Here is a 22,444-nt window from a genome sequence, read left to right as displayed (position 1 = left end):
ATGTTTGACGCCGCCCCCATAAAAAAAGTCTCGGTGGTTATTCCTGTCTATAACGAACAGGAAAGCCTGCCGGAATTGATAAGACGCACCACCACCGCCTGCGAGAGTCTGGGCAAAGCGTGGGAGATTTTATTGATAGATGATGGTAGCAGCGATAGCTCGGCGGAGCTGATGGTTAAGGCGTCCCAGGAGGCCGATAGCCATATCATCTCTATTTTACTCAACCGTAACTACGGTCAACATGCAGCAATTATGGCGGGGTTTAGCCATGTCAGCGGCGATCTTATCATTACGCTGGATGCCGATCTGCAAAACCCGCCGGAAGAGATCCCACGTCTGGTGGCGAAAGCCGATGAAGGGTTCGATGTGGTAGGCACTGTGCGCCAGAACCGACAAGACAGCCTGTTTCGCAAATCGGCGTCAAAAATCATTAATCTGCTGATCCAGCGCACAACGGGCAAAGCGATGGGCGATTACGGCTGCATGTTACGCGCCTATCGCCGCCCTATTATCGATACTATGTTGCGCTGCCATGAACGCAGCACCTTTATCCCTATTCTGGCCAACATTTTCGCTCGTCGGGCTACCGAGATCCCGGTGCATCACGCTGAACGTGAATTTGGCGACTCTAAATACAGTTTTATGCGTCTCATTAACCTGATGTATGACCTGGTGACCTGCCTGACGACGACGCCGCTGCGCCTGTTGAGCCTGCTGGGCAGTGTTATCGCCATCGGCGGATTTAGCCTGTCGGTATTGCTTATTGTACTTCGCCTGGCGCTGGGACCGCAGTGGGCGGCGGAAGGCGTATTTATGCTCTTTGCCGTCCTGTTTACCTTCATCGGCGCGCAATTCATCGGTATGGGACTGCTGGGCGAATACATCGGTCGCATTTATAACGATGTCCGCGCCCGCCCCCGCTATTTTGTTCAACAAGTTATCTACCCGGAAAGCACGCCGTTTACTGAGGAAAGTCACCAATGAAAGCCGTTATTTTTGCCTATCACGATATGGGATGTCAGGGTGTGCAGGCCGTACTGGATGCCGGGTATGAGATTGCCGCGATTTTCACTCATGCCGACAATCCTGCGGAAAACACCTTTTTTGGCTCCGTCTCCCGGCTGGCGGCAGAATTAGGGATTCCGGTTTATGCGCCGGATAACGTAAATCATCCTATCTGGGTCGACCGCATCGCTGAACTTGCGCCGGATATTATTTTTTCGTTCTATTACCGTAACCTGTTAAGCGAAGAAATTCTGCACCTCGCCCCGGCTGGCGCGTTCAATCTGCACGGTTCTCTATTGCCTGCCTATCGTGGCCGTGCGCCGCTAAACTGGGTTCTGGTTAACGGCGAAAGCGAAACGGGCGTAACGCTGCATCGTATGGTCAAACGTGCCGACGCCGGAGAGATTGTCGCCAGTCAACACGTCGCTATTGCGCAGGACGATGTTGCGCTTACCCTGCATCATAAGCTATGTCAGGCCGCGCGCCAGTTGCTTAATAGCGTCCTGCCCACCATGAAATGCGGCGATATACCTTCTGTTCCTCAGCGTGAATCTGACGCTACATATTATGGTCGCCGCAGGCCGGAAGATGGCCTTATCGACTGGCACAAACCGGTTTCCACGGTGCATAACCTGGTGCGGGCAGTAGCCGCCCCCTGGCCCGGCGCGTTCAGCTATAACGGCTCGCAAAAATTCACTATCTGGTCTTCCCGAATTTGTCCGGATGCGCAGGGCGCGCTTCCCGGCTCGGTAATTTCGGTCTCTCCGCTGCGGGTCGCCTGCGCCGATGGCGCGCTGGAGATTATTACCGGCCAGGCCGGAGACGGTATTACTGTACAGGGCTCGCAGCTTGCACAGACGCTTGGTCTGGTGGCGGGCGCGCGTTTGAACCGTCCACCAGCGACCAGCGGTAAACGTCGCATTCGCGTTCTCATCCTCGGCGTCAACGGTTTTATCGGCAATCATTTGACCGAACGGTTACTGAATGAAGAGAATTACGAGGTCTACGGTATGGATATCGGCAGCAACGCCATTAGCCGATTCCTGCTCCACCCTCGCTTTCATTTCGTGGAGGGAGATATCAGCATCCACTCAGAATGGATCGAATATCATGTCAAAAAATGCGATGTCGTACTGCCGCTGGTAGCGATTGCTACCCCGATTGAATACACCCGCAACCCGCTGCGCGTCTTTGAACTTGATTTTGAAGAAAACCTGCGGATTATCCGTTATTGCGTGAAATACCGTAAACGCGTGGTTTTCCCGTCTACCTCTGAAGTGTACGGCATGTGTACGGACGCCTCTTTTGACGAGGACAAATCGAATCTGATCGTCGGTCCGGTGAATAAGCCACGCTGGATTTACTCCGTTTCCAAACAGCTTCTCGACCGGGTGATTTGGGCTTATGGCGAAAAAGAGGGATTGCGCTTCACGCTTTTCCGTCCCTTTAACTGGATGGGGCCGCGGCTGGATAGCCTGAACGCGGCGCGTATCGGCAGTTCACGCGCGATAACGCAGTTGATTCTGAACCTGGTAGAAGGGACGCCGATAAAGCTTATCGACGGCGGTCAGCAGAAGCGCTGTTTCACCGATATTCGTGACGGGATCGAAGCCTTATTCCGCATTATTGTGAATGATGGCGATCGGTGCGATGGCAAAATCATTAATATCGGCAATCCTGACAACGAAGCCAGTATTCAGGAACTGGCGACGCTGTTGCTCGACAGTTTTGATAAGCATCCGCTGCGCTGCCATTTCCCACCGTTTGCCGGTTTCCAGGTCGTCGAAAGCCGTAGTTATTACGGCAAGGGTTATCAGGATGTCGCACACCGGAAACCCAGTATCGACAATGCCAGGCGCTGTCTGGACTGGGAACCGTCTATTGCGATGCGGGATACGGTTGAAGAAACGCTGGACTTCTTTTTGCGCAGCGTAGATATCGCGGAACGCGCATCATGACGAAAGTCGGTTTACGCATTGATGTTGATACCTTGCGAGGAACGCGTGAAGGTGTCCCCCGGCTGCTGGCGACATTGCATCGCCACGGCGTTCAGGCCAGCTTTTTCTTCAGCGTCGGGCCGGACAATATGGGACGTCATCTTTGGCGTCTGATAAAACCGCGATTTTTATGGAAAATGCTACGTTCAAACGCCGCTTCGCTCTACGGTTGGGATATTCTGCTGGCCGGTACTGCCTGGCCGGGAAAAAATATCGGCAACGCCAATGCCGGGATTATTCGTGAAACGGCAACATACCATGAGACGGGACTACATGCCTGGGATCACCATGCGTGGCAGACTCACAGCGGCCACTGGAGTATCCGCCAGCTTGAAGAAGATATCGCGCGCGGCATAACGGCGCTTGAGGCCATTATCGGAAAACCCGTCACCTGCTCAGCCGCGGCCGGCTGGCGAGCGGATGGGCGCGTTGTTCGTGCGAAAGAACCGTTCAACCTGCGGTATAACAGCGATTGCCGTGGAACCACCTTATTCCGTCCGCTACTGATGCCGGGCCAGACAGGGACGCCGCAAATCCCGGTCACCTTACCCACGTGGGATGAGGTTATCGGCCCCGCGGTTCAGGCGCAGTCGTTCAATACCTGGATTATTTCCCGTATGTTGCAGGACAAAGGCACGCCGGTATATACCATCCATGCGGAAGTCGAAGGTATTGTCTATCAGACGCTGTTTGAAGATTTGCTCGTTCGTGCACGTGACGCGGGGATCACCTTTTGTCCTCTGGGCGAACTGCTGCCGACATCGCCTGAGTCTCTGCCGTTGGGGCAAATTGTACGTGGACACATCCCTGGCCGTGAAGGTTGGCTGGGGTGCCAACAGGCAGCGAGCGCCTCATGATGAAATCGATACGCTATTATCTGGCTTTCGCCGCGTTTATTGCGCTCTACTATGTTATTCCTGTCAATAGCCGCCTGCTCTGGCAGCCGGATGAAACGCGCTATGCCGAAATAAGTCGGGAGATGCTGGCGTCTGGCGACTGGATCGTGCCGCATTTTCTGGGATTACGTTATTTTGAAAAACCGATAGCCGGTTACTGGATAAACAGTCTGGGTCAGTGGCTTTTTGGCGCCACCAATTTTGGCGTGCGGGCTGGTGCTATTTTAACGACATTACTGGCCGCAGCGCTGGTGGCGTGGCTGACATTCCGCTTATGGCGGGATAAACGTACCGCGTTGCTCGCCTCCGTGATCTTTCTCTCCCTCTTTGCCGTTTACAGTATCGGGACGTATGCGGTACTCGACCCGATGATCGCGCTTTGGCTTACGGCCGGGATGTGTTGTTTCTGGCAGGGGATGCAGGCCACGACCCGAACGGGCAAGATTGGGATGTTTTTGCTACTGGGCGCAACCTGCGGTCTGGGTGTATTAACTAAAGGCTTCCTCGCCCTGGCCGTACCGGTGGTGAGCGTGCTGCCGTGGGTTATTGTCCAGAAACGCTGGAAGGACTTTTTGCTTTACGGCTGGCTAGCGGTCTTGAGCTGCTTTGTGGTTGTCCTTCCCTGGGCGATCGCCATTGCGCGACGCGAAGCCGATTTCTGGCATTACTTTTTCTGGGTGGAGCATATCCAGCGATTCGCCATGAGCGATGCCCAGCATAAGGCCCCTTTCTGGTACTATCTGCCGGTACTGATCGCGGGAAGTTTACCGTGGCTGGGATTACTGCCTGGCGCGCTTAAACTGGGCTGGCGCGAGCGAAACGGCGCATTCTATTTGCTCGGATGGACGATCATGCCGCTTCTCTTTTTCAGCATTGCGAAAGGGAAACTGCCCACCTATGTTCTTTCCTGTTTCGCACCGATAGCGATACTCATGGCGCGCTTCGTCCTGCATAACGTAAAAGAAGGCGTTACCGCGCTACGTGTCAACGGCGGGATCAACCTGGTGTTCGGGTTAGTCGGGATCGTCGCAGCGTTTGTCGTCTCCTCATGGGGCCCGCTGAAATCGCCGGTGTGGACGCATATCGAAACTTATAAAGTTTTTTGCGTCTGGGGCGTCTTTACTGTTTGGGCGTTTGTGGGCTGGTATAGCCTCTGTCATAGCCAAAAATACCTATTACCCGCGTTTTGTCCGCTGGGACTGGCGCTGCTGTTCGGCTTTTCCGTCCCCGACAGGGTGATGGAGTCCAAACAGCCACAGTTTTTTGTCGAAATGACCCAGGCGTCTTTGGCATCAAGCCGCTATATTCTTGCCGACAATGTGGGCGTCGCCGCCGGACTGGCCTGGAGTCTGAAACGAGACGATATTATGCTCTACGGACACGCGGGCGAACTCAGGTATGGTCTTAGCTATCCTGATGTGCAGGATAAATTCGTTAAAGCCGACGATTTTAACGCCTGGCTCAACCAGCATCGTCAGGAGGGCATTATTACGCTAGTACTTTCAATAGCCAAAGATGAAGACATCAGCGCTCTTTCCCTTCCCCCTGCAGACAATATTGATTATCAGGGGCGTCTGGTGTTAATTCAGTATCGGCCTAAATGATCGGCGTCGTTCTGGTGCTTGCCAGTCTGCTCAGCGTTGGCGGTCAGCTCTGCCAGAAGCAAGCAACACGGCCATTGACGACAGGCGGACGCCGCCGCCACCTGATGCTGTGGCTGGGCCTGGCGCTGATATGCATGGGTGCAGCGATGGTGCTGTGGCTGCTGGTGCTACAAACCCTGCCGGTGGGAATTGCTTACCCGATGTTGAGTCTGAATTTTGTCTGGGTCACGCTGGCGGCATGGAAAATCTGGCATGAACAGGTTCCGCCCCGCCACTGGTTGGGCGTCGCATTAATTATCAGCGGCATTATCATTCTGGGGAGTGCGGCATAATGGGCGTAATGTGGGGACTGATAAGCGTTGCGATTGCCTCCCTCGCCCAGTTGAGTTTAGGATTCGCCATGATGCGGCTGCCATCGATAGCGCATCCACTGGCGTTTATTTCCGGACTGGGCGCATTTAATGCCGCGACCCTGGCGCTATTCGCCGGTTTGGCGGGGTATCTGGTTTCCGTCTTCTGCTGGCATAAAACATTACACACGCTCGCGCTCAGCAAAGCCTATGCGCTACTGAGTCTCAGCTATGTGCTTGTCTGGGTAGCCTCAATGCTGTTACCCGGTTTGCAAGGCGCTTTCAGCCTAAAAGCGATGCTCGGCGTATTGTGTATTATGGCGGGGGTAATGCTGATTTTTCTGCCCGCCAGATCATGAAGGCTTGCGCGTCAACCTCTGCCATTCGTCGCAGGAATAACAGCGTGCATCAACGATTTTTAAGGTCTGGTGTTTTTCCCGATTAATACAATACTGCGCATCCTGTAAAGGCGACAGGATATCGCCGGGACTCAGTAATATCATGGAATTCGCCTCGGCGATCATTTTTAGCGAACCGCCGCTATCGCACAGCACCAGAACATGGCACGCCCTCTTTTTGACATAATGCGATTTCTTAACCAACCATTCCATAGCGCCCCCGTTTCACGCTGATTGTTCATAACACGTTACACATCAACGGATAAACAAAACGGCAATAGCGATGGAATGGTTGTATATTAACCTAACATTAATTTTTACAGCTCTCACACACCCACTGCTGGAGCGCACGGCGAGATATTTTAATCCCTCCGTTTTTCAGTTCTGACGGCAGTGTCAACCAGCGAACCGGCTGCTGAAAACGCGCCAGCTTATCGCGAACCCATTCAGCGAGGTTCACGTCTCCGGCCTGCGATGCATACTCCACAACCGCAACGGGACGATGACCAAACTCTTTATCTTCTACCGGCACGACGAAGGCTTGTTGCACCAGCGGATGCGCGTTAATAACGCGTTCGACTTCCTCCGGCTGAATGCCTTCGCCGCCGCTAAAGAACAGGTTGTCCAGCCGCCCGGCGATGGTTAGCCTGCCGTGGTTCAGCTCGCCGCGATCGCGCGTGGCAAACCAACCCTCGTCATTAACCAGCGGGATCAGTTTGCCATCACGCCAGTAACCTTCCGCCATACTGGCGGCGCGCAGCCAGACTTCATTATCGACGATCCTGATCTCTCTTCCGGGGAGCGGCGCGCCAACATCATCCGAACCATCGGCCTCTTTGGCGCATACCGTAGACGCGAACTCCGTTAGCCCATACCCGCACCAGCAACGAATCCCTTGTTTGCTGGTCTGGTCGGTGAGTTCAACCGGAATCACCGCGCCGCCGAGCAAAACGGCTTTCAGCGTCACCGCCGCCCGATTCGCCAGCAGCCGCCATAGCTGCGTCGGCACCAGCGAAGCATGAGTACACCCTGCCAGCATCTGCTCCAGCGGTTGCTTATCGCGTACCGTCATGCGCGCCCCGGCGAAGAGCCAACGCCACATAATACCCTGCCCGGATACATGAAACAGCGGCAGCGATAGCAGCCAGTCATCCTGAGGGCCAAACGGCATTAGCGAAAGCACCCCCTGCGCGCTGGCAAGATGCGCCTGGCACGTATGTACAGCCGCTTTTGGCAATCCTGTGGAACCCGATGTCAGCGTCATAGAAACCAGACGCTGCGGTTGCCAGGCCACGGCATACGCCGCTGTGCTCTTTTGTATCTGCAACGCGGTTAATCCGGAAAACGCGTTTTCGCCTTCCAGTGTCAGCGCAAAACGCAGCGTTAACTTCGGCACCAGCGCCTCCAGCAATGTCTGGGGCAACTGCGGGTTGACGGGCAGAACCCGCGCGCCGCACTGCATCAGCGCAAGCCATGCCAACAGAGTGCGCGGCTGATTCCCGGCGCGCAGCAGGACACCATCGCCCTCCCGTACGCCCTGCGCGGCAAACCCGCCCGCCAGCGCATCAATACGCTCACAAAGGGCGCGCCAGCTTAGCACTTCATCGTTCAGGCGCAGAGCGGGCGCCTGACTGCGAACCTGACGCCAGTGGCGCCACGGCCAGTCCGTGAATGTCATAACAGTCGTTCCAGCTCATCACGCTTCAGACAAGGCAACGCGCTACCGGGCCAGGGACGAACCTGTTGCGCCTGCATCAGATGCAAGGTATCCAGTCCGGGCAGCGTTCCCGGCGTCAACCAGGCGGCAATCCGCGCCAGTTGCGTCAGGCCGAGGCTGGACTCGATCGAAGAGCTGATGACCGCCGTCAGTCCCAACGCATGGGCGGCAGCGACTTGCTCACGCACTTTATCAAGCGATCCGGTCAGCATAGGTTTGATAACCACAGCCTTGACGCCCTCTTCGGCTTCAAAGGTGAAATCCGCTTCGCGCAGACTTTCGTCCCAGGCAATCGCGATGCCGGTTTCACGGGCAAAGGCGCGGGAATCATCCCGCGTCTTACACGGTTCTTCGAGAAAGGCGATACGAGCGCGGTAGTCCGGATTAACATACTTTGCGAACTGTTGGGCTTTTAGCGGCGTCCAGGCGCGATTCGCATCCAGACGCAGATGCAGATCCGGGATCGCCTCCAGCAGCAAATTAACCACCATGCCGTCGCGTACCGCTTCATAGAGACCCACTTTGACCTTAGCGATTTTCTCGCCGGGCATATCGGCAAGCCGTAGCACCAAATCGTCAGGATCGCCAGTGCATAACGGCGCAGCGCGATAGTCCGCCGCCTCCGGCAAGACGCCAGTCAGTTCCGCCAGCGCGCAGCTTGCGCCAAACGCGACCGAAGGCATCTCCGGTAATCCCTCGCTCCCCTGAAGCCAGTCGTTCACCCATGTCAGGAGCGCCGTCTGCGCCTCTTCCCACGTTTCCTGACTGAAGCCCGGCAGCGGGGAGCTCTCTCCCCATCCCTCACGCTCGCCGTCACGCAGACAAACATACAGCCCGTCACGAGTTTTTAACCGCCTGTCGCGCAGAACCACCCCCGCGTCCATGGGGATCTGCCAGCGGTATACCTGCGCGCTACGCATTATGGGTTCCGTTTGAATTTGCTGAAGTCAGGCTGACGCTTCTGGTTAAAGGCGTTACGGCCTTCCTGCCCTTCTTCAGTCATATAGAACAGCATGGTGGCGTTGCCCGCCAGCTCCTGCAGCCCGGCCTGACCGTCACAATCGGCATTCAGCGCCGCTTTCAGGCAACGCAGCGCCATCGGACTGTTTTGCAACATTTCGCGGCACCAGCGCACGGTCTCTTTTTCCAGATCCGCCAGCGGCACAACGGTGTTAACCAGCCCCATGTCCAGCGCCTGTTGCGCATCGTACTGGCGGCACAGGAACCAGATTTCACGCGCTTTCTTCTGACCAACGATACGCGCCATATATGAAGCGCCCCAGCCGCCGTCAAAGGAGCCGACTTTCGGACCGGTCTGGCCGAAGATGGCGTTTTCCGCCGCGATGGTGAGGTCGCACATCATGTGCAGCACATGACCACCGCCGATGGAATACCCCGCGACCATCGCGACAACCGGTTTTGGACAGGTGCGAATCTGGCGCTGGAAATCCAGCACGTTCAGGTGATGCACGCCGGAGTCATCCTGATAACCGCCGTAATCGCCGCGCACCTTCTGGTCGCCGCCCGCGCAAAATGCTTTATCGCCTTCGCCGGTCAGAATAATCACGCCCACGTTGTCGTCGTAGCGGGCATCCGCCAGCGCCTGAATCATCTCTTTGACGGTCAACGGACGAAATGCATTGCGCACCTGCGGACGATTAATGGTGATTTTTGCAATACCGTCGGTGGATTTTTCATAACGAATGTCGGTGTAACCCTCCGAGCAGTCGTGCCATTCTACCGGTGCGTAAAGCATTGTTTCATCAGGATAGATCATAGTGTGTCCTTTAGTCAGAGACGCAGAATCTGAGCCAGACTGTCTACCACGCCAGCGGGGTTTTCCCGATGCGCGTTGTGTCCGGCGTTACGAATAACATGGCATGTCGCCGCCACTTCCTGCGCCAGGGCGCGGAATTTGCTGTCGCGTTCGCCACATAAATAATAAAACGGAAATGCCAGCGCGTTGAGCGCCTCGCGTAAATCCGGCTGGGCGGCAAGCGATGTCGCCTCCAGCATCGCAGCCAGCGTTTCGCCGTTATTCTGGCTACGCAGCGCCGTCAGCGCCTGCCTTTGCTGCGCCGTCAGCGAGGCGAACACCGGCTGCTGATACCAGTCGTGAAAAACCTCAGTCAGGGGTTCACGACGAAAACGCTCTGCCCAGCGCCCGTCGGACAATCGTCTTTCAGCGCGCGCCTGTTCATTTTGCAGCCCCGGATGACCGCCTTCGACCACCAGGCCGCACAGGCCTGGTATTCCCTGGCAGGCTGCCATCATCGCCACCCGGCCTCCAAGAGAGTATCCCACTAACCAAAACTTTAGTATGTTGTAACTAATTAACGTAGCGCGCAGTAATCTGATGACATCGGCAAAGCCGCCGACCGGAATAGCCGTAGATCCGCCATGTCCCGGTAAGTCAATATAAAGCCGCGAACAGCCGTGAAACTGTTCGCCAACCGACTGCCATTCGCGGCAATCGCCAGAAAAACCGTGCAGGAAAACCAGCGAGGGCGCCCCAGGCTGTCCGGGCATGTGCTGCGCGTGCAACATCATAGATGGCTTACCTGAGCCAAAAGTTGCTGCAACGTCTGCGCGCCGTCCGTATCGTTTACCACCAGCTCAATCACCGTTGTCGCCGGGGTTCGCCACGCGCCAGCCAGCACAGACTCCAGTTCTTCCCAGTTTTCCGGGCGATGATAGCGCAGGTTAAACATGGCGGCCGCATGGTCAAAATGGACGTTTTGCGGCATCAAATAAAAGCGCTCACGTTTGCTTTGCGGCGTCGGCAGCAGGGAAAAGATCTGCCCGCCGTTATTGTTGACCACAATCAACACAAACGGCGCGGATACCTGACGTAGTAACGCCAGCGCGTTAAGATCGTACAGCGCGGATAAATCGCCAACGATAGCCAACGTCGATTTGGCGCTGGCGCGCTGCACGCCCGCCGCTGTGGAAAGCAGACCGTCAATGCCGCTCGCTCCGCGATTGCTGTATACCGGATAGCCGGCCGGCAACTGTGACAGCGCGTCGATCAGACGCACCACCAGACTATTGCCCACGAACAATTGCCCCTGCTCCGGCAGATAGTCGCGGATACGGTGCGCCAGCTGCGCTTCGCCAAAGGTGTCTCGCTGCGCGACCACCCGTTGCCACGCCAGTTCCGCCAGACGCGGGATCTCTACACACCACGGTTTACGTTTTTCCGCCGGATGCATCTCCAGCCAGTCGGCGATTTTCGCTACCAGTCTGCGTCCACGATGGTGCGCCGGGTCCAGACGACCTTCAATATTGTCGATTACCCAATACTCTTCCGGCTCGCAGGTTGCCTGCCATTGCAGTAAGCGTTTTCCGGTAAGGCTACTGCCAAGCTGGACGACAATCTGCGCCTGCTGCAGTTCGGTCACCGCTTTGGCGTTGCCGAGCCACAGGTCGGCGCACGGCAGCGGCTGCCCGGTTTGCGACAATACGTCGCCAATTAATGGCCATCCCAGAGTTTGCGCCCACTGCGCCACTTTTTTGCCTTCTTCCGCGCTCATACGCCCGGCGACAACGACGCCGCGTTTTTGTCGCCAGAAGAACCAGTCGCGCTGTTTGTCGCTTGCCAGTCGACGCGCTTCGCGCAGCCAGGGTTTTTCATCCTGCCACCAGTCGCCGAGACGCTGCTGCCAGACCAGACCGGTATCATTCATATCGCCATACAGCGGTTCGGCAAAAGGACAGTTAATGTGCAGCGCGCCCGCATGAAGCATGGCGAGCGCATTATCGATGGTCGACACCAGCCAGCGCGCCGGAATATCCTGCGTGGGACGCGGCAACGACAGAGTTTGGGAGGGGTGCGAGGCAAACATCCCCGCCTGACGGATCGCCTGGTTGGCGCCGCAGTCAATCAGCTCCGGCGGGCGATCGGCGGTAAGTAAAATGAGCTTCTCGCCCGTCAGACCCGCCTCAATCAGCGCCGGATAGAGGTTCGCCACGGCGGTACCTGAAGTGACAATAACGGCAACCGGCTGTTGGCTGACTTTCGCCAGCCCTAACGCCAGATGACCAAGCCCACGCTCATCAAAGTGCGTATGGTGAATAAAAGCAGGATTCTCTGCCGCCGCCAACGTGAGCGGCGTGGAACGGGAACCAGGGGCGATACAAACATGCCTGACGCCATGACGGGTTAAGGCTTCCAGGATGACCGCCGCCCAGCGCCGGTTAAATGCACTTACTGACATGAGTTTGTCCGGTATCAATCATTGGGACTAAGTATAAAGAGCTGCAAAAATGGATTATTGATATGGGTCGGGAATATGTGACTCATTACACATCCATCTGCAATAAGGTACGTAACCCGGCCGCTTTATTATCTATTTCCTGCCATTCCTGCTCCGGATCGGAGCCGCGGACGATTCCCGCGCCGGCATACAATCGCACCACATTGGCCGTCACTTTGGCTGAACGTAACGTCACGCAAAACTCACTTTGCCGCGTGGAGAGATAGCCTGCCGACCCGGCATACCATTCACGTTCGAACGGCTCATGTTGTTCTATAAAACAACGCGCGGGTTCACGAGGGATCCCCGCGACCGCTGCGGTAGGCTGTAACTGGTGCAGGCAGAGCGTGTCGTCTGCCTGATTAAGCGCCGTCCAGATACAGCGGCGCAAATGCTGTACCTTGCGCAGTCTGAGCACCTGCGGCGGCAGCACATCCAGCGAGTGGGTACAGTTTTGCAGTCGCTGGCAGATGTCTTCGACAACCAGCATATTTTCTCGCTGGTTTTTATCGTCTTTCATTAACCATTCGCCAAGCTGCCAGGCTTTATGGTTATCCGGATGGTTCGCCACCGTCCCGGCCAGAGCTTCGGTACGCAGCGCCGTTTCACGCCGCCGCCAGAGCCGCTCCGGCGATGATCCCAGAAAGGCGGTATCGGCGGAAAAGGCCATAAAAAAGTGGTAGCAGTTGAGATTTAAACGACGACTGGACGCCATCATCGCGGCGGCATTGACCGGACGGGAGAATTGTAAGTCGGTGGCCCGCGCCAGCACAACTTTATCAAACGCCTCTTGCGCAATGGTGTGGGTGGCCTGCTGAATCAGCTTCACCCAACCGTCTTTGTCCGGCCAGTGCTGTTCGCTCGTGAGCGAAAGGCGCAGCGCCGGAACAGGCTTAATACCGACCAGAGAAGCGAGAAACGCTTTCGCCTGGCGCGCATCATCGCGTAGCGAAACGTCACTGTGCAGATGTAAGCGTAAGGTCGCCGTACCCCCGCTACGTCGCCACTCCAGCCGCGGCAGCAATAAGTAGCCCTCTTTCGGCTCGAACGCATTCAGCCCCCAAATACGCAGGTCAGACTGCGCGTGCTGACGTAAAAACCGTTGCGCCAGATCGAGCGATGAAAAAACGGTGATTGCCCCGAGAACGGCAGCCTCTTCGTCGCCATTACGCTGTTGCCAGTAGAATTGCGGAAAGGATGACTGGCTGGCCAGCCAGCTCAATGCATCGAAGGCATCGTTTAAAGGGAAAGGCGCATCGAAAACGCGAAGCCCTGGCGTCGCCGGTATCTCTTGCGATAGCTGACGCGTCAGATTTTCCAGCGCAGTAGTAATAGAATGCACGCGGACCCTCCCTGCTAAAAACCCCACATTATACGGGGTACTGCCCTAAAAAAGCAGTACCTCATTTAGGGAGGGTTGCAATTCTGTTCAGTGGGGGGATTTAGCGCCGCGCCAGCAGCAGTCCAAGTACCAGTCCTACCGCCGCGCCTACGCCAATACCCTGCCAGGGTTTTTCATGAACGTAGTCATCTGCTTTATAAACGGCCTGCTTTGCCCGGTAATAATAGCTATCCGACGCATGGCTTACGCGGTTTTTCACCTCTTCCAGCGCTTGTTCCGCGCGGGCTTTCAGCTCAATGTATTTTTGATCGGCGGGATCGCCTGAGGAACGTAAAATCTCTTCCAGCGTTTCGCTGAGCAAAGTCAGATCATCATCAACACGTGATTCACCAAATTGATATGACATTCTCATTCTCCGTTGTGTTAACACCTGCTCCTAACTATAGTCAACGGTTTCGGTTTATGCCTGATGAACCTCCCGCGCCATTCCCCGGTGCGGAATGCCATCTTCGTCATAAACATCGGTGACGGGAATAAAACCAAACCGCGCATAAAAAGGTTGCAGATGCGCCTGCGCCCCCAGATATAGCGGCTTATCCGGCCAGTGCCGCCCACAAGATTCCAGCGTTTTCGCCATTAATTGCTGGCCCAGTTTCGCCCCTCGCCAGGCATCGCTGACGATCACCCGGCCAATGACAACCGGGTCTGATTCGTTATCGCTTTTCAGAATCCTCGCATACGCCACCAGCTCATCCTGATGCCAGCCCAGAATATGCCGATTGTCGCCGACTAAATCATCGCCATCCACATCCAGGTAAGGACAGCGCTGTTCTACCACAAAGACCGCGCAGCGCAATTTGAGTAACGCGTAAAGTTGAGGAACGGTAAGTTCGCTATGGTGGAGATCCTGCCAGTCAATCATGATGCGCTCCTGTGTTGTGGTAATCTTGGGTTAAACGATAACCAAACGTGTATGGACAAGATGGAATTAATTTTTTTAGGTACGTCCGCAGGCGTTCCCACGCGCTCACGCAATGTAACGGCAATTTTATTACATCTGCAACATCCAACGCAGCCGGGAGTATGGCTTTTTGATTGCGGCGAAGGGACACAGCATCAAATGCTTAATACTGCGTTTCATCCCGGTAAGCTTGAGCGCATTTTTATCAGCCATCTTCACGGAGATCATCTGTTTGGCCTGCCGGGTCTGCTATGCAGCCGGTCGATGGCGGGTAATCCCCACCCGCTTACCGTATACGGGCCTCAAGGCGTGCGTGAGTTTATTGCAACCACACTGCGCCTTAGCGGTTCATGGACCGATTTTCCGTTGCAAATTGAAGAAATTAGCGCAGGCGATATTCTTGACGACGGTCTGCGTAAAGTGACCGCGTTCAGGCTGGAGCATCCACTGGAGTGCTACGGATATCGCGTTGTTGAACATGACAAGCCTGGCGCGCTGAATGCCAGGGCGTTAAAAGCCGCAGGCGTTACGCCCGGCCCGCTGTTTCAGGCGTTGAAGGCAGGAAAAACCGTCACGCTTGCCGATGGAAGGCAGATCAATGGCGCCGACTACCTTGCTCCCGCCGTGGCCGGGAAATCAGTGGCGATTTTCGGCGATACCGCGCCCTGCGAGGCCGCCCTCGCGCTGGCGCAAGGCGTGGATGTGATGGTACATGAAACCACGCTGGATGCGTCAATGGAGGAGAAAGCCAACGCTCGCGGACACAGCTCCACCCGTCAAACCGCGACGCTGGCGCGGGAAGCTGACGTCGGTCGGCTGATCATGACCCATATTAGCTCACGCTATGACGATAAAGGCTGTCAGCGCTTACTGGCGGAATGCCGCGCTATTTTCCCGGCGACGGAGCTGGCTTACGATTTTTCTGTTTTCCCGGTTTAGCGCTCCATTTTTTGTCCTCATTGCCGATAACACTAAAAAAGGCAGGCTTTCATAATGAGGTGAGGATGGACAATTTTCAGAAAGATATTGATGACAGGGCCAATTTAACCCTGTCAAACCGTTTTGAGCTGCTGTTATTCCGTCTTGGTACATCGCTGCATGAACAGAAGTCAGAGCTGTTCGGCATCAATGTATTTAAGCTGCGCGAAATCGTACCGATGCCCGCCTTTACGCGCCCGGCAGGCATGAAAGCGCCGCTATTGGGCATGGTCAATATTCGGGATCAGGTCATTCCGGTGATTGATTTGCCAGCGGTAGCGGGCTGCAAGCCGGAAACCGGGCTGAATATTTTGCTGATCACCGAATATGCGCGCAGCGTACAGGCATTTGCCGTCGAGTCGGTAGAAAATATTATGCGTCTTGACTGGCAGCAGGTGCATACCGCCGAGAAAGCCGTCAACGGTCGCTACATCACCAGTATTGCCTGCCTGGATGACAACAAAGAAACCAACAACCTGGCGCTGGTGCTCGACGTTGAGCAGATCCTTTATGATATTGTCCCCTCCAGCCACGATCTGCGCGCCACCAATCTGAAGACCAATAAATTTTATATTACCCCAGGCGCGGTAGCCATTGTGGCGGAAGACTCCAAAGTCGCCCGCGCGATGCTGGAAAAAGGGCTGAACGCAATGGGAATTCCGCATCAGATGCATGTGACCGGCAAGGATGCATGGGAGAGAATCCAGCAACTGACGCAGGAAGCGGAGGCCGAAGGTAAGCCAATTAGCGAGAAAATCGCGCTGGTCCTGACAGATCTTGAGATGCCGGAGATGGATGGCTTTACGTTAACGCGTAAAATTAAAACCGATGAACGGCTGAAAAAGATCCCGGTCGTTATTCACTCTTCCCTTTCCGGCAGCGCCAACGAAGATCATGTGCGTAAGGTGAAGGCCGACGGCTACGTCGCCAAATTTGAAATCAATGAACTCTCTTCAGTGATACAGGAAGTGATGGAGCGCGCGGCGCAAAACGTCAGCGGCCCGTTGGTAAGCCGGCAGTTGCTAAGTTAAATTCCGGTCGCTGAGACCTTACCTGCCGGATGGCGGCGCAAGCGCCTTATCCGGCCTACAATCCATAGTTATTTCAACGTATTACATCAGATAATAAAAAACCCGCTTCGTGAAGCGGGTTTTTCGTTTTTACTTATTGTTTACATCAACGGCGTCGCTAACTGCACAAGGCTAATCAGCGGCTGCGGCCAGACGCCCAGTACCAACACCAGCAACGCGGAGATCAGCACCACGATCCCACCCGCGCTGTACTGCCAGTTTGTCGGCGCGTCGCGTCCCGGTTGCTGCGGCGCGTGCAGGTAGAGACTCACCGCAACGCGCAGGTAGTAGTACAAACCAATCGCGGAACCCACCACCACGGCGGCGACCAGCCACCACAGACTGGCCTGAACGCCGACCGCCAGCACGTAGAATTTGCCGATAAAGCCCAGCGTCATCGGGATACCTGCCAGCGACAGCATCATCACCGTCATCACCGCGGCAAGAACCGGACGGTGCCAGAACAGACCACGGTAAGAGTACAGAGAATCGGCATCCGGGCCGCGGAACGGGCTGGACATCAGGCTGACCACGCCAAACGCGCCGAGGCTGCTGAACAGATAACCGGCCAGGTAAACGCCAACCGCTTCCATCGACATCTCGCCGCTCTGCAGGGCAATCAGCGCCACCAGCAGATAGCCGAGGTGAGAGATAGAAGAGTAACCGAGCAGACGTTTGATGTTGGTCTGGCTCAGCGCCATCAGGTTACCGAAGATGATAGAGGCAAAGGCGATAATGCCCAGCACCACGCGTACCGCTTCGCTGTCGCCTACCGGCGCATAGAGGAACAGACGCATCACCACGCCGAAGATAGCGATTTTGCTCGCCGTCGCCAGGAAGGTGGAAACCGGCGCAGGCGCGCCCTGGTATACGTCTGGCGTCCACAGGTGGAACGGCACCAGAGAGAGTTTAAAGCCCAGACCGACAATCATCAGGCCAAAGCCCGCCAGCAGCAACGGCTCGTGCAGCATACCATCGCCGAGGCTCTTACCGAGCGCTTCGAAAGACAGGTTGCCGGACTGCGCATAGACCAGCGCCATCCCGAACAGCAGGAAAGACGAGGCGGCGGCGGAGAGGATGGTGTATTTGATACTGGCTTCCAGCGAGCGCTTCTGGCGGAAAGCATAACCAATCAGGCCGAACAGCGGCAGCGAGATCAGTTCAATACCGAGGAACAGCGCCGCCAGATGGTTGGCATTCGCCAGCAGAATTCCCCCCAGGCTGGCGATTAACACCAGCAGGTAGAACTCTTCCTGGTTATCGTTATAGCCTTCCAGCCACGGGTAGGCAAAGGTGCAGGTGGCGAGGCTCGCCAGCAGCACCAGCCCGGTGTAGAGCATCGCAAAGCCGTCAACGCGCATCAGCGGCGTGACGTCCATTGCCCCGGCCTGGCCGACAAACCAAAGCGAAACCAGAGCAGCGTTAAGCCCAATGACCGACAGCGTGGCATTGAGGAAGTGATTGCGTCGCCACGCAATGGAGAGCATCACAACCACCACCGTCAAGCCGACGATCAGCAGCGGTAGCAGCGCAATCAGGTGTTGTGGAGTTATTGTCATGGCGATTTACGGCCTTGTAGTAGTAACAGAATTAACAAACCACTGCTGGATGTTGCTCATCGCAGAATGCGAGGTATCCAGAATCGGCTGCGGATAGAAGCCAAGCAGTACCAGAAGCACCACCAGCAACAGAATGATAAACAGCTCGCGCAGCGACATCCCTGGCAGTTCCTGGCTGGCAATCTGGCTCTTCGCTTTACCAAAGTAAGCGCGATGCAGCATCGCCAGCGAGTATACAGAGGCGAATACCAACCCAAAGGTGGAGATCACGGTAATCATCGGCACCACCTGGTAGCTGCCGAACAGAATCATAAATTCGCCGACAAAGTTACCGGTGCCCGGCATCCCGAGCGTCGCCACCGCAAAGAACATGGACAGCGCAGGCAACCATTTCATTTTGCCCCACAGGCCGCCCATCATACGCATGTCACGCGTATGCAGACGTTCGTACAACTGGCCACACAGAATGAACAGACCGGCTGCGGACAAACCGTGCGCAATCATCTGAATCACCGCGCCCTGGTACGCCAGTTGGCTGCCGGTGTAGATAGCGATCAGCACGAAGCCCATATGCGAAACGGAGGTATAAGCAATCAGGCGCTTGATGTCGTATTGGGTAAAGGCCATCCACGCGCCGTAGAAAATGCCGATAACGCCCAGCCACATGGCGATGGGCGCAAACTCCGCCGACGCGTTCGGGAACAATGGCAGGGAGAAACGCAGCAGACCGTAAGCGGCGGTTTTCAGCAAGATACCGGCCAGGTCGACGGAACCGGCGGTCGGCGCCTGGGAGTGCGCATCTGGCAGCCAGCCATGCAGCGGCACCACCGGCATTTTCACCGCGAAGGCGATGAAGAAGCCCAGCATCAGCAGATATTCCACACCGTGGGACATCGGCGTGTTCAGCAGCTCTTCATAGTTGAAAGTCCACACGCCGGTCGCGTTGTAGTGCACAAAGACCAGCGCCAGGATGGCAATCAACATCACCAGACCACTCGCCTGGGTGTAGATGAAGAACTTGGTCGCCGCCGTGATACGCGTTTTCCCGTCAGAAGCTTTGTGGCCCCACAGCGCTATCAGGAAGTACATCGGCACCAGCATCATTTCCCAGAAGAAGAAGAACAGGAACATGTCGATGGCCAGGAACACGCCGATAACGCCGCCCAAGATCCACATCAGGTTCAGGTGGAAGAAGCCCTGATATTTTTCGATTTCTCGCCAGGAGCAAAGCACCGCCAGAACGCCGAGCAGGCCGGTCAGCACCACCATTAGCAGCGACAGTCCGTCGAGCGCCAGATGGATAGAGATGCCAAAACGCGGGATCCACGGCAGGACAAATTCAGATTGCCACTGTGGAATACCGGCGGATTGCGTCAGTGAATAGCCGCCCTGCAACCACAATTGCAGACCGAGCGCCAGCGTCAGTCCCATGGTAATCAGCGCTATCCAGCGCGGCACCTTCACGCCAAAGCGTTCAGTCTGCCAGCACAGGAAGCCGCCAATAAAGGGAATCAATATTAGCCAGGGTAGTAACATGGCGATTTTTATTCCTTTTTAAGGCCTCTGACAGAGGCCTGATTTTCAACGAATTTGGATAAAATTCACTTTACGATCAACGCAGTACCATCAGCAGCGCCAGCACCACAACCGCGCCGATGCTCATGGATGCCACATACCAGCGCAAATAACCGTTCTCGCTCAGTACCAGGCCTTTGCCTGCAAAACGGGAAAGGATAGCCGGAATGTTCATCAACGCATTAAGCGGGTCGCGCTTCAGCAGCCAGGCGATACCGAGGAATGGCTTGACGAATACTTTGTCGTACAGCCAGTCAAAGCCCCAGGCGTTATACCACCAGGTCCCCAGCAGACGGCCCGGCGCGCTGTTGGCGATCGACGTCACCAGCGTGCGTTTACCCAGCCACAGCCATGCGGCAATCAGGATGCCGGCAATCGCCACTACGCCAGAGGTAATTTCCAGGGTCATGACGCGACCATGCGCCAGTTCAGTTGTCTGCGGCAGCACCCCCTGCAATGGCGGCACAATCAGCGCGCCAACAAAGGTAGACAGAATCATCAGGACAATCAGCGGCAGATGGTGGGTAATCCCCTTCCCTGCATGAGCATGAATTTGTTCTTTACCGTGGAATACGATGAAAATCATCCGGAAGGTGTACAGGGAGGTCATGAACGCGCCGACCAGACCCGCCACCATCAGATTGATATGACCGTTCGCCATCGCCCCGGCCAGGATCTCATCTTTACTGAAGAAGCCCGCAGTGACCAGCGGCAGCGCCGACAACGCCGCGCCCCCCACCAGGAAGCAGGCATACACCAGTGGAATCGACTTACGCAGACCGCCCATTTTGAAGATGTTCTGTTCGTGATGGCAGGCCAGAATTACCGAGCCGGACGCCAGGAACAGCAGCGCTTTAAAGAAGGCGTGCGTCATCAGGTGGAAAATTGCCGCATCCCACGCCTGTACGCCGAGCGCCAGGAACATGTAGCCAATCTGGCTCATGGTGGAATAGGCCAGCACGCGTTTGATGTCGGTCTGCACCAGCGCGGCGAAACCTGCCATGACCAGCGTAATCGCCCCGATAATGCCCACCAGATGCAGAATCTCCGGGGTCATCAGGAACAAACCATGGGTACGAGCGATCAGGTAGACACCGGCGGTCACCATGGTAGCGGCGTGGATCAGCGCGGAGACCGGCGTCGGGCCGGCCATCGCGTCGGCAAGCCAGGTCTGCAACGGAAGCTGCGCAGATTTACCGACCGCGCCGCCCAGCAGCATCAGCGTCGCCCACATCAGCATGTTGTTGCCGTCAGCAAAGTGCGCTGGCGCCAGCTCGACCATTTCGCGGAAGTTCAGCGTGCCCAGTTCGTTGTAGAGGATGAACAGCGCGAAGGCGAGGAATACGTCACCGACACGGGTCACCACGAAGGCTTTCATTGCCGCCGCGCCATTCTTCGGATCGCTGTAATAGAAGCCGATCAACAGATAAGAGCACAGGCCCACGCCTTCCCAGCCGAGGTACATCAACAGCAGGTTATCGGACAGCACCAGAACAACCATGCTGGCGATAAACAGGTTGGTATAAGCGAAGAAGCGGGAGTAGCCCTCTTCTCCACGCATGTACCAGGACGCGAACATGTGGATCAAGAAGCCGACGCCGGTGACCACAGAAAGCATGGTCAGCGACAGGCCGTCCAGCACCAGGTTAAAACCGATGTTGAAGTTACCGACCGACATCCACGTCCACAGCGGCTGGCTGAACGCCTGTTTGCCGTTGGCGAAGAAATCCATCCCGACAAACGCTGTCACCAACGCCGCCAGACCAACGGAGCCCACGCCAATGGTCGCGGAGAGATTTTCCGACCAGCGTCCGCGAGAGAACGCCAGCAGTACAAAGCCAATCAATGGCAGAATAATGGTTAAGGCAAGCATGTTCATCCACGCATCTCACTTACTGAATCGATGTTCAGGTTCTGGCGACGGCGATGGAGTTGCAGCAACAGCGCAAGTCCAATACTCGCTTCCGCAGCCGCAAGGCTGATGGCGAGAATGTACATCACCTGACCATCGGTCTGGCCCCAGTAGCTCCCGGCGACCACAAAGGCCAGCGCGGAGGCGTTAATCATGATTTCCAGCCCGATCAGCATAAACAGCAGATTGCGGCGGATAACCAGACCGGTTAAACCCAGGACGAATAAAATCGCAGCGAGGATCAGTCCATGTGTTAAGGGGATCATGCGCGCTCCTCCGTTTTTCTTTTCGCGCGGTCATCGGCGCGGTTGCTTAGCACTTCGCCCACACGCTCTTCACGACCGACGTGGAACGCCACCACCAGGCCTGCCAGCAGCAGCATAGACGCCAGTTCGACCGCCAGAACATAAGGCCCGAACAGCGTAATGCCCACCGCTTTCGCGCTAATCGGCGTGCCGTCGATGCCCTGGTCGTTAACGCCCAGAATGGCGTACACAATGACCGCCAGCATAATGGCAGACAAAACCGCCGGACCAATCCACACCTGCGGCTTCAGCCACTGGCGTTCCTGTTCGATTTCGCTGCCGCCGAGGTTGAGCATCATCACCACGAACACAAACAGCACCATGATGGCGCCTGCGTAGACGATAATTTCCAGCGCACCGGCAAAATAAGCGCCCAGCGAAAAGAACACCCCGGAAATCGCCAGTAGCGATATCACCAGATACAACAGCGCGTGTACCGGATTGGTATGGGTGATCACTCGCAGGGTCGCGAGGATGGCTATCAGGCCACAGATATAAAAAGCGAATTCCATTGCCCTC

At 56.1% G+C, this 22,444-nt stretch carries 22 protein-coding genes; 8 read left to right on the top strand and 14 right to left on the bottom strand.

Features of this window, described 5'->3' with window-relative positions:
* Genes arnC through arnF form a run of 6 tightly spaced genes read left to right on the top strand, consistent with a single transcriptional unit; the run spans position 1 to position 6,211 of the window.
* The gene (arnC, locus tag ACLD3P_RS18405; protein WP_000458893.1) at positions 1 to 984 is read left to right on the top strand and encodes an undecaprenyl-phosphate 4-deoxy-4-formamido-L-arabinose transferase; all 984 of its coding nucleotides are present in this window, start codon (positions 1 to 3) and stop codon (positions 982 to 984) included.
* Entirely contained in the window at positions 981 to 2,963 is a 1,983-nt protein-coding gene (arnA, locus tag ACLD3P_RS18400) for a bifunctional UDP-4-amino-4-deoxy-L-arabinose formyltransferase/UDP-glucuronic acid oxidase ArnA (protein ID WP_411006558.1), read from the top strand. Before arnC ends, arnA begins: the two co-directional genes overlap by 4 nt.
* Positions 2,960 to 3,859: a 4-deoxy-4-formamido-L-arabinose-phosphoundecaprenol deformylase gene (gene arnD / locus ACLD3P_RS18395; protein ID WP_024798133.1), complete on the top strand. Its 900-nt coding sequence runs from the start codon at positions 2,960 to 2,962 to the stop codon at positions 3,857 to 3,859. Before arnA ends, arnD begins: the two co-directional genes overlap by 4 nt.
* Entirely contained in the window at positions 3,856 to 5,502 is a 1,647-nt protein-coding gene (gene arnT / locus ACLD3P_RS18390; RefSeq protein ID WP_131046819.1) for a lipid IV(A) 4-amino-4-deoxy-L-arabinosyltransferase, read from the top strand. The genes arnD and arnT overlap by 4 nt, the downstream gene beginning before the upstream one ends.
* Complete coding sequence (gene arnE, locus ACLD3P_RS18385; RefSeq protein WP_000580688.1) at positions 5,499 to 5,834, top strand: 4-amino-4-deoxy-L-arabinose-phosphoundecaprenol flippase subunit ArnE; 336 nt, start codon at positions 5,499 to 5,501, stop codon at positions 5,832 to 5,834. The genes arnT and arnE overlap by 4 nt, the downstream gene beginning before the upstream one ends.
* Positions 5,834 to 6,211 (top strand): 4-amino-4-deoxy-L-arabinose-phosphoundecaprenol flippase subunit ArnF, encoded by a 378-nt coding sequence (arnF, locus tag ACLD3P_RS18380; protein ID WP_000538692.1) that lies wholly within the window; start codon positions 5,834 to 5,836, stop codon positions 6,209 to 6,211. Before arnE ends, arnF begins: the two co-directional genes overlap by 1 nt.
* Here arnF and pmrD read toward each other — a convergent pair.
* From pmrD to ACLD3P_RS18335, 9 genes are all read right to left on the bottom strand, one after another.
* Positions 6,206 to 6,463: a signal transduction protein PmrD gene (gene pmrD, locus ACLD3P_RS18375; RefSeq protein WP_000455132.1), complete on the bottom strand. Its 258-nt coding sequence runs from the start codon at positions 6,461 to 6,463 to the stop codon at positions 6,206 to 6,208. The two genes, arnF and pmrD, sit on opposite strands and share 6 nt — an antisense overlap.
* 97 nt (positions 6,464 to 6,560) lie before the next feature.
* Positions 6,561 to 7,928 (bottom strand): o-succinylbenzoate--CoA ligase, encoded by a 1,368-nt coding sequence (menE, locus tag ACLD3P_RS18370; RefSeq protein WP_024798233.1) that lies wholly within the window; start codon positions 7,926 to 7,928, stop codon positions 6,561 to 6,563.
* Complete coding sequence (menC, locus tag ACLD3P_RS18365; RefSeq protein ID WP_411006557.1) at positions 7,925 to 8,887, bottom strand: o-succinylbenzoate synthase; 963 nt, start codon at positions 8,885 to 8,887, stop codon at positions 7,925 to 7,927. Before menC ends, menE begins: the two co-directional genes overlap by 4 nt.
* The gene (gene menB, locus ACLD3P_RS18360; protein ID WP_000640013.1) at positions 8,887 to 9,744 is read right to left on the bottom strand and encodes a 1,4-dihydroxy-2-naphthoyl-CoA synthase; all 858 of its coding nucleotides are present in this window, start codon (positions 9,742 to 9,744) and stop codon (positions 8,887 to 8,889) included. Before menB ends, menC begins: the two co-directional genes overlap by 1 nt.
* Before the next feature lie 14 nt (positions 9,745 to 9,758).
* On the bottom strand, positions 9,759 to 10,517 hold the full coding sequence (menH, locus tag ACLD3P_RS18355; protein WP_000979145.1) for a 2-succinyl-6-hydroxy-2,4-cyclohexadiene-1-carboxylate synthase: 759 nt from the start codon (positions 10,515 to 10,517) through the stop codon (positions 9,759 to 9,761).
* Positions 10,514 to 12,184 (bottom strand): 2-succinyl-5-enolpyruvyl-6-hydroxy-3-cyclohexene-1-carboxylic-acid synthase, encoded by a 1,671-nt coding sequence (menD, locus tag ACLD3P_RS18350; protein WP_000116385.1) that lies wholly within the window; start codon positions 12,182 to 12,184, stop codon positions 10,514 to 10,516. Before menD ends, menH begins: the two co-directional genes overlap by 4 nt.
* Positions 12,185 to 12,269: 85 nt before the next feature.
* Complete coding sequence (gene menF / locus ACLD3P_RS18345; RefSeq protein WP_411006720.1) at positions 12,270 to 13,565, bottom strand: isochorismate synthase MenF; 1,296 nt, start codon at positions 13,563 to 13,565, stop codon at positions 12,270 to 12,272.
* Positions 13,566 to 13,665: 100 nt separating this feature from the next.
* Entirely contained in the window at positions 13,666 to 13,971 is a 306-nt protein-coding gene (gene elaB / locus ACLD3P_RS18340) for a stress response protein ElaB (RefSeq protein WP_001519663.1), read from the bottom strand.
* Between the two features lie 54 nt (positions 13,972 to 14,025).
* Positions 14,026 to 14,487 carry a GNAT family N-acetyltransferase gene (locus tag ACLD3P_RS18335; RefSeq protein ID WP_000568155.1) on the bottom strand — a complete coding sequence of 154 codons (462 nt, stop codon included), beginning with the start codon at positions 14,485 to 14,487 and terminating at the stop codon, positions 14,026 to 14,028.
* A gap of 60 nt (positions 14,488 to 14,547) precedes the next feature.
* Here ACLD3P_RS18335 and rbn point away from each other — a divergent pair, with 60 nt between their 5' ends.
* Positions 14,548 to 15,465, top strand: coding sequence for a ribonuclease BN (gene rbn, locus ACLD3P_RS18330; RefSeq protein WP_000419094.1), 918 nt, complete (start codon positions 14,548 to 14,550; stop codon positions 15,463 to 15,465).
* Between the two features lie 65 nt (positions 15,466 to 15,530).
* Entirely contained in the window at positions 15,531 to 16,535 is a 1,005-nt protein-coding gene (locus tag ACLD3P_RS18325) for a chemotaxis protein (protein WP_058331728.1), read from the top strand.
* Between the two features lie 140 nt (positions 16,536 to 16,675).
* Here ACLD3P_RS18325 and nuoN read toward each other — a convergent pair whose 3' ends face one another.
* From nuoN to nuoJ, 5 genes are all read right to left on the bottom strand, one after another.
* Positions 16,676 to 18,133, bottom strand: a complete 1,458-nt coding sequence (gene nuoN / locus ACLD3P_RS18320; protein ID WP_000156669.1) for an NADH-quinone oxidoreductase subunit NuoN — start codon at positions 18,131 to 18,133, stop codon at positions 16,676 to 16,678.
* A gap of 6 nt (positions 18,134 to 18,139) precedes the next feature.
* Positions 18,140 to 19,669 (bottom strand): NADH-quinone oxidoreductase subunit M, encoded by a 1,530-nt coding sequence (gene nuoM / locus ACLD3P_RS18315; RefSeq protein WP_000926428.1) that lies wholly within the window; start codon positions 19,667 to 19,669, stop codon positions 18,140 to 18,142.
* Between the two features lie 76 nt (positions 19,670 to 19,745).
* On the bottom strand, positions 19,746 to 21,587 hold the full coding sequence (gene nuoL / locus ACLD3P_RS18310; RefSeq protein WP_001056582.1) for an NADH-quinone oxidoreductase subunit L: 1,842 nt from the start codon (positions 21,585 to 21,587) through the stop codon (positions 19,746 to 19,748).
* Complete coding sequence (nuoK, locus tag ACLD3P_RS18305) at positions 21,584 to 21,886, bottom strand: NADH-quinone oxidoreductase subunit NuoK (protein ID WP_000612687.1); 303 nt, start codon at positions 21,884 to 21,886, stop codon at positions 21,584 to 21,586. Before nuoK ends, nuoL begins: the two co-directional genes overlap by 4 nt.
* The gene (gene nuoJ / locus ACLD3P_RS18300) at positions 21,883 to 22,437 is read right to left on the bottom strand and encodes an NADH-quinone oxidoreductase subunit J (protein WP_411006555.1); all 555 of its coding nucleotides are present in this window, start codon (positions 22,435 to 22,437) and stop codon (positions 21,883 to 21,885) included. The genes nuoK and nuoJ overlap by 4 nt, the downstream gene beginning before the upstream one ends.
* Positions 22,438 to 22,444: the final 7 nt, after the last annotated feature.

The sequence above is a fragment of the Salmonella sp. 741265073_HBA genome (assembly GCF_046569105.1).
Lineage (GTDB): Bacteria > Pseudomonadota > Gammaproteobacteria > Enterobacterales > Enterobacteriaceae > Salmonella > Salmonella enterica.
This window is presented reverse-complemented; position numbering and strand designations above follow the sequence as displayed.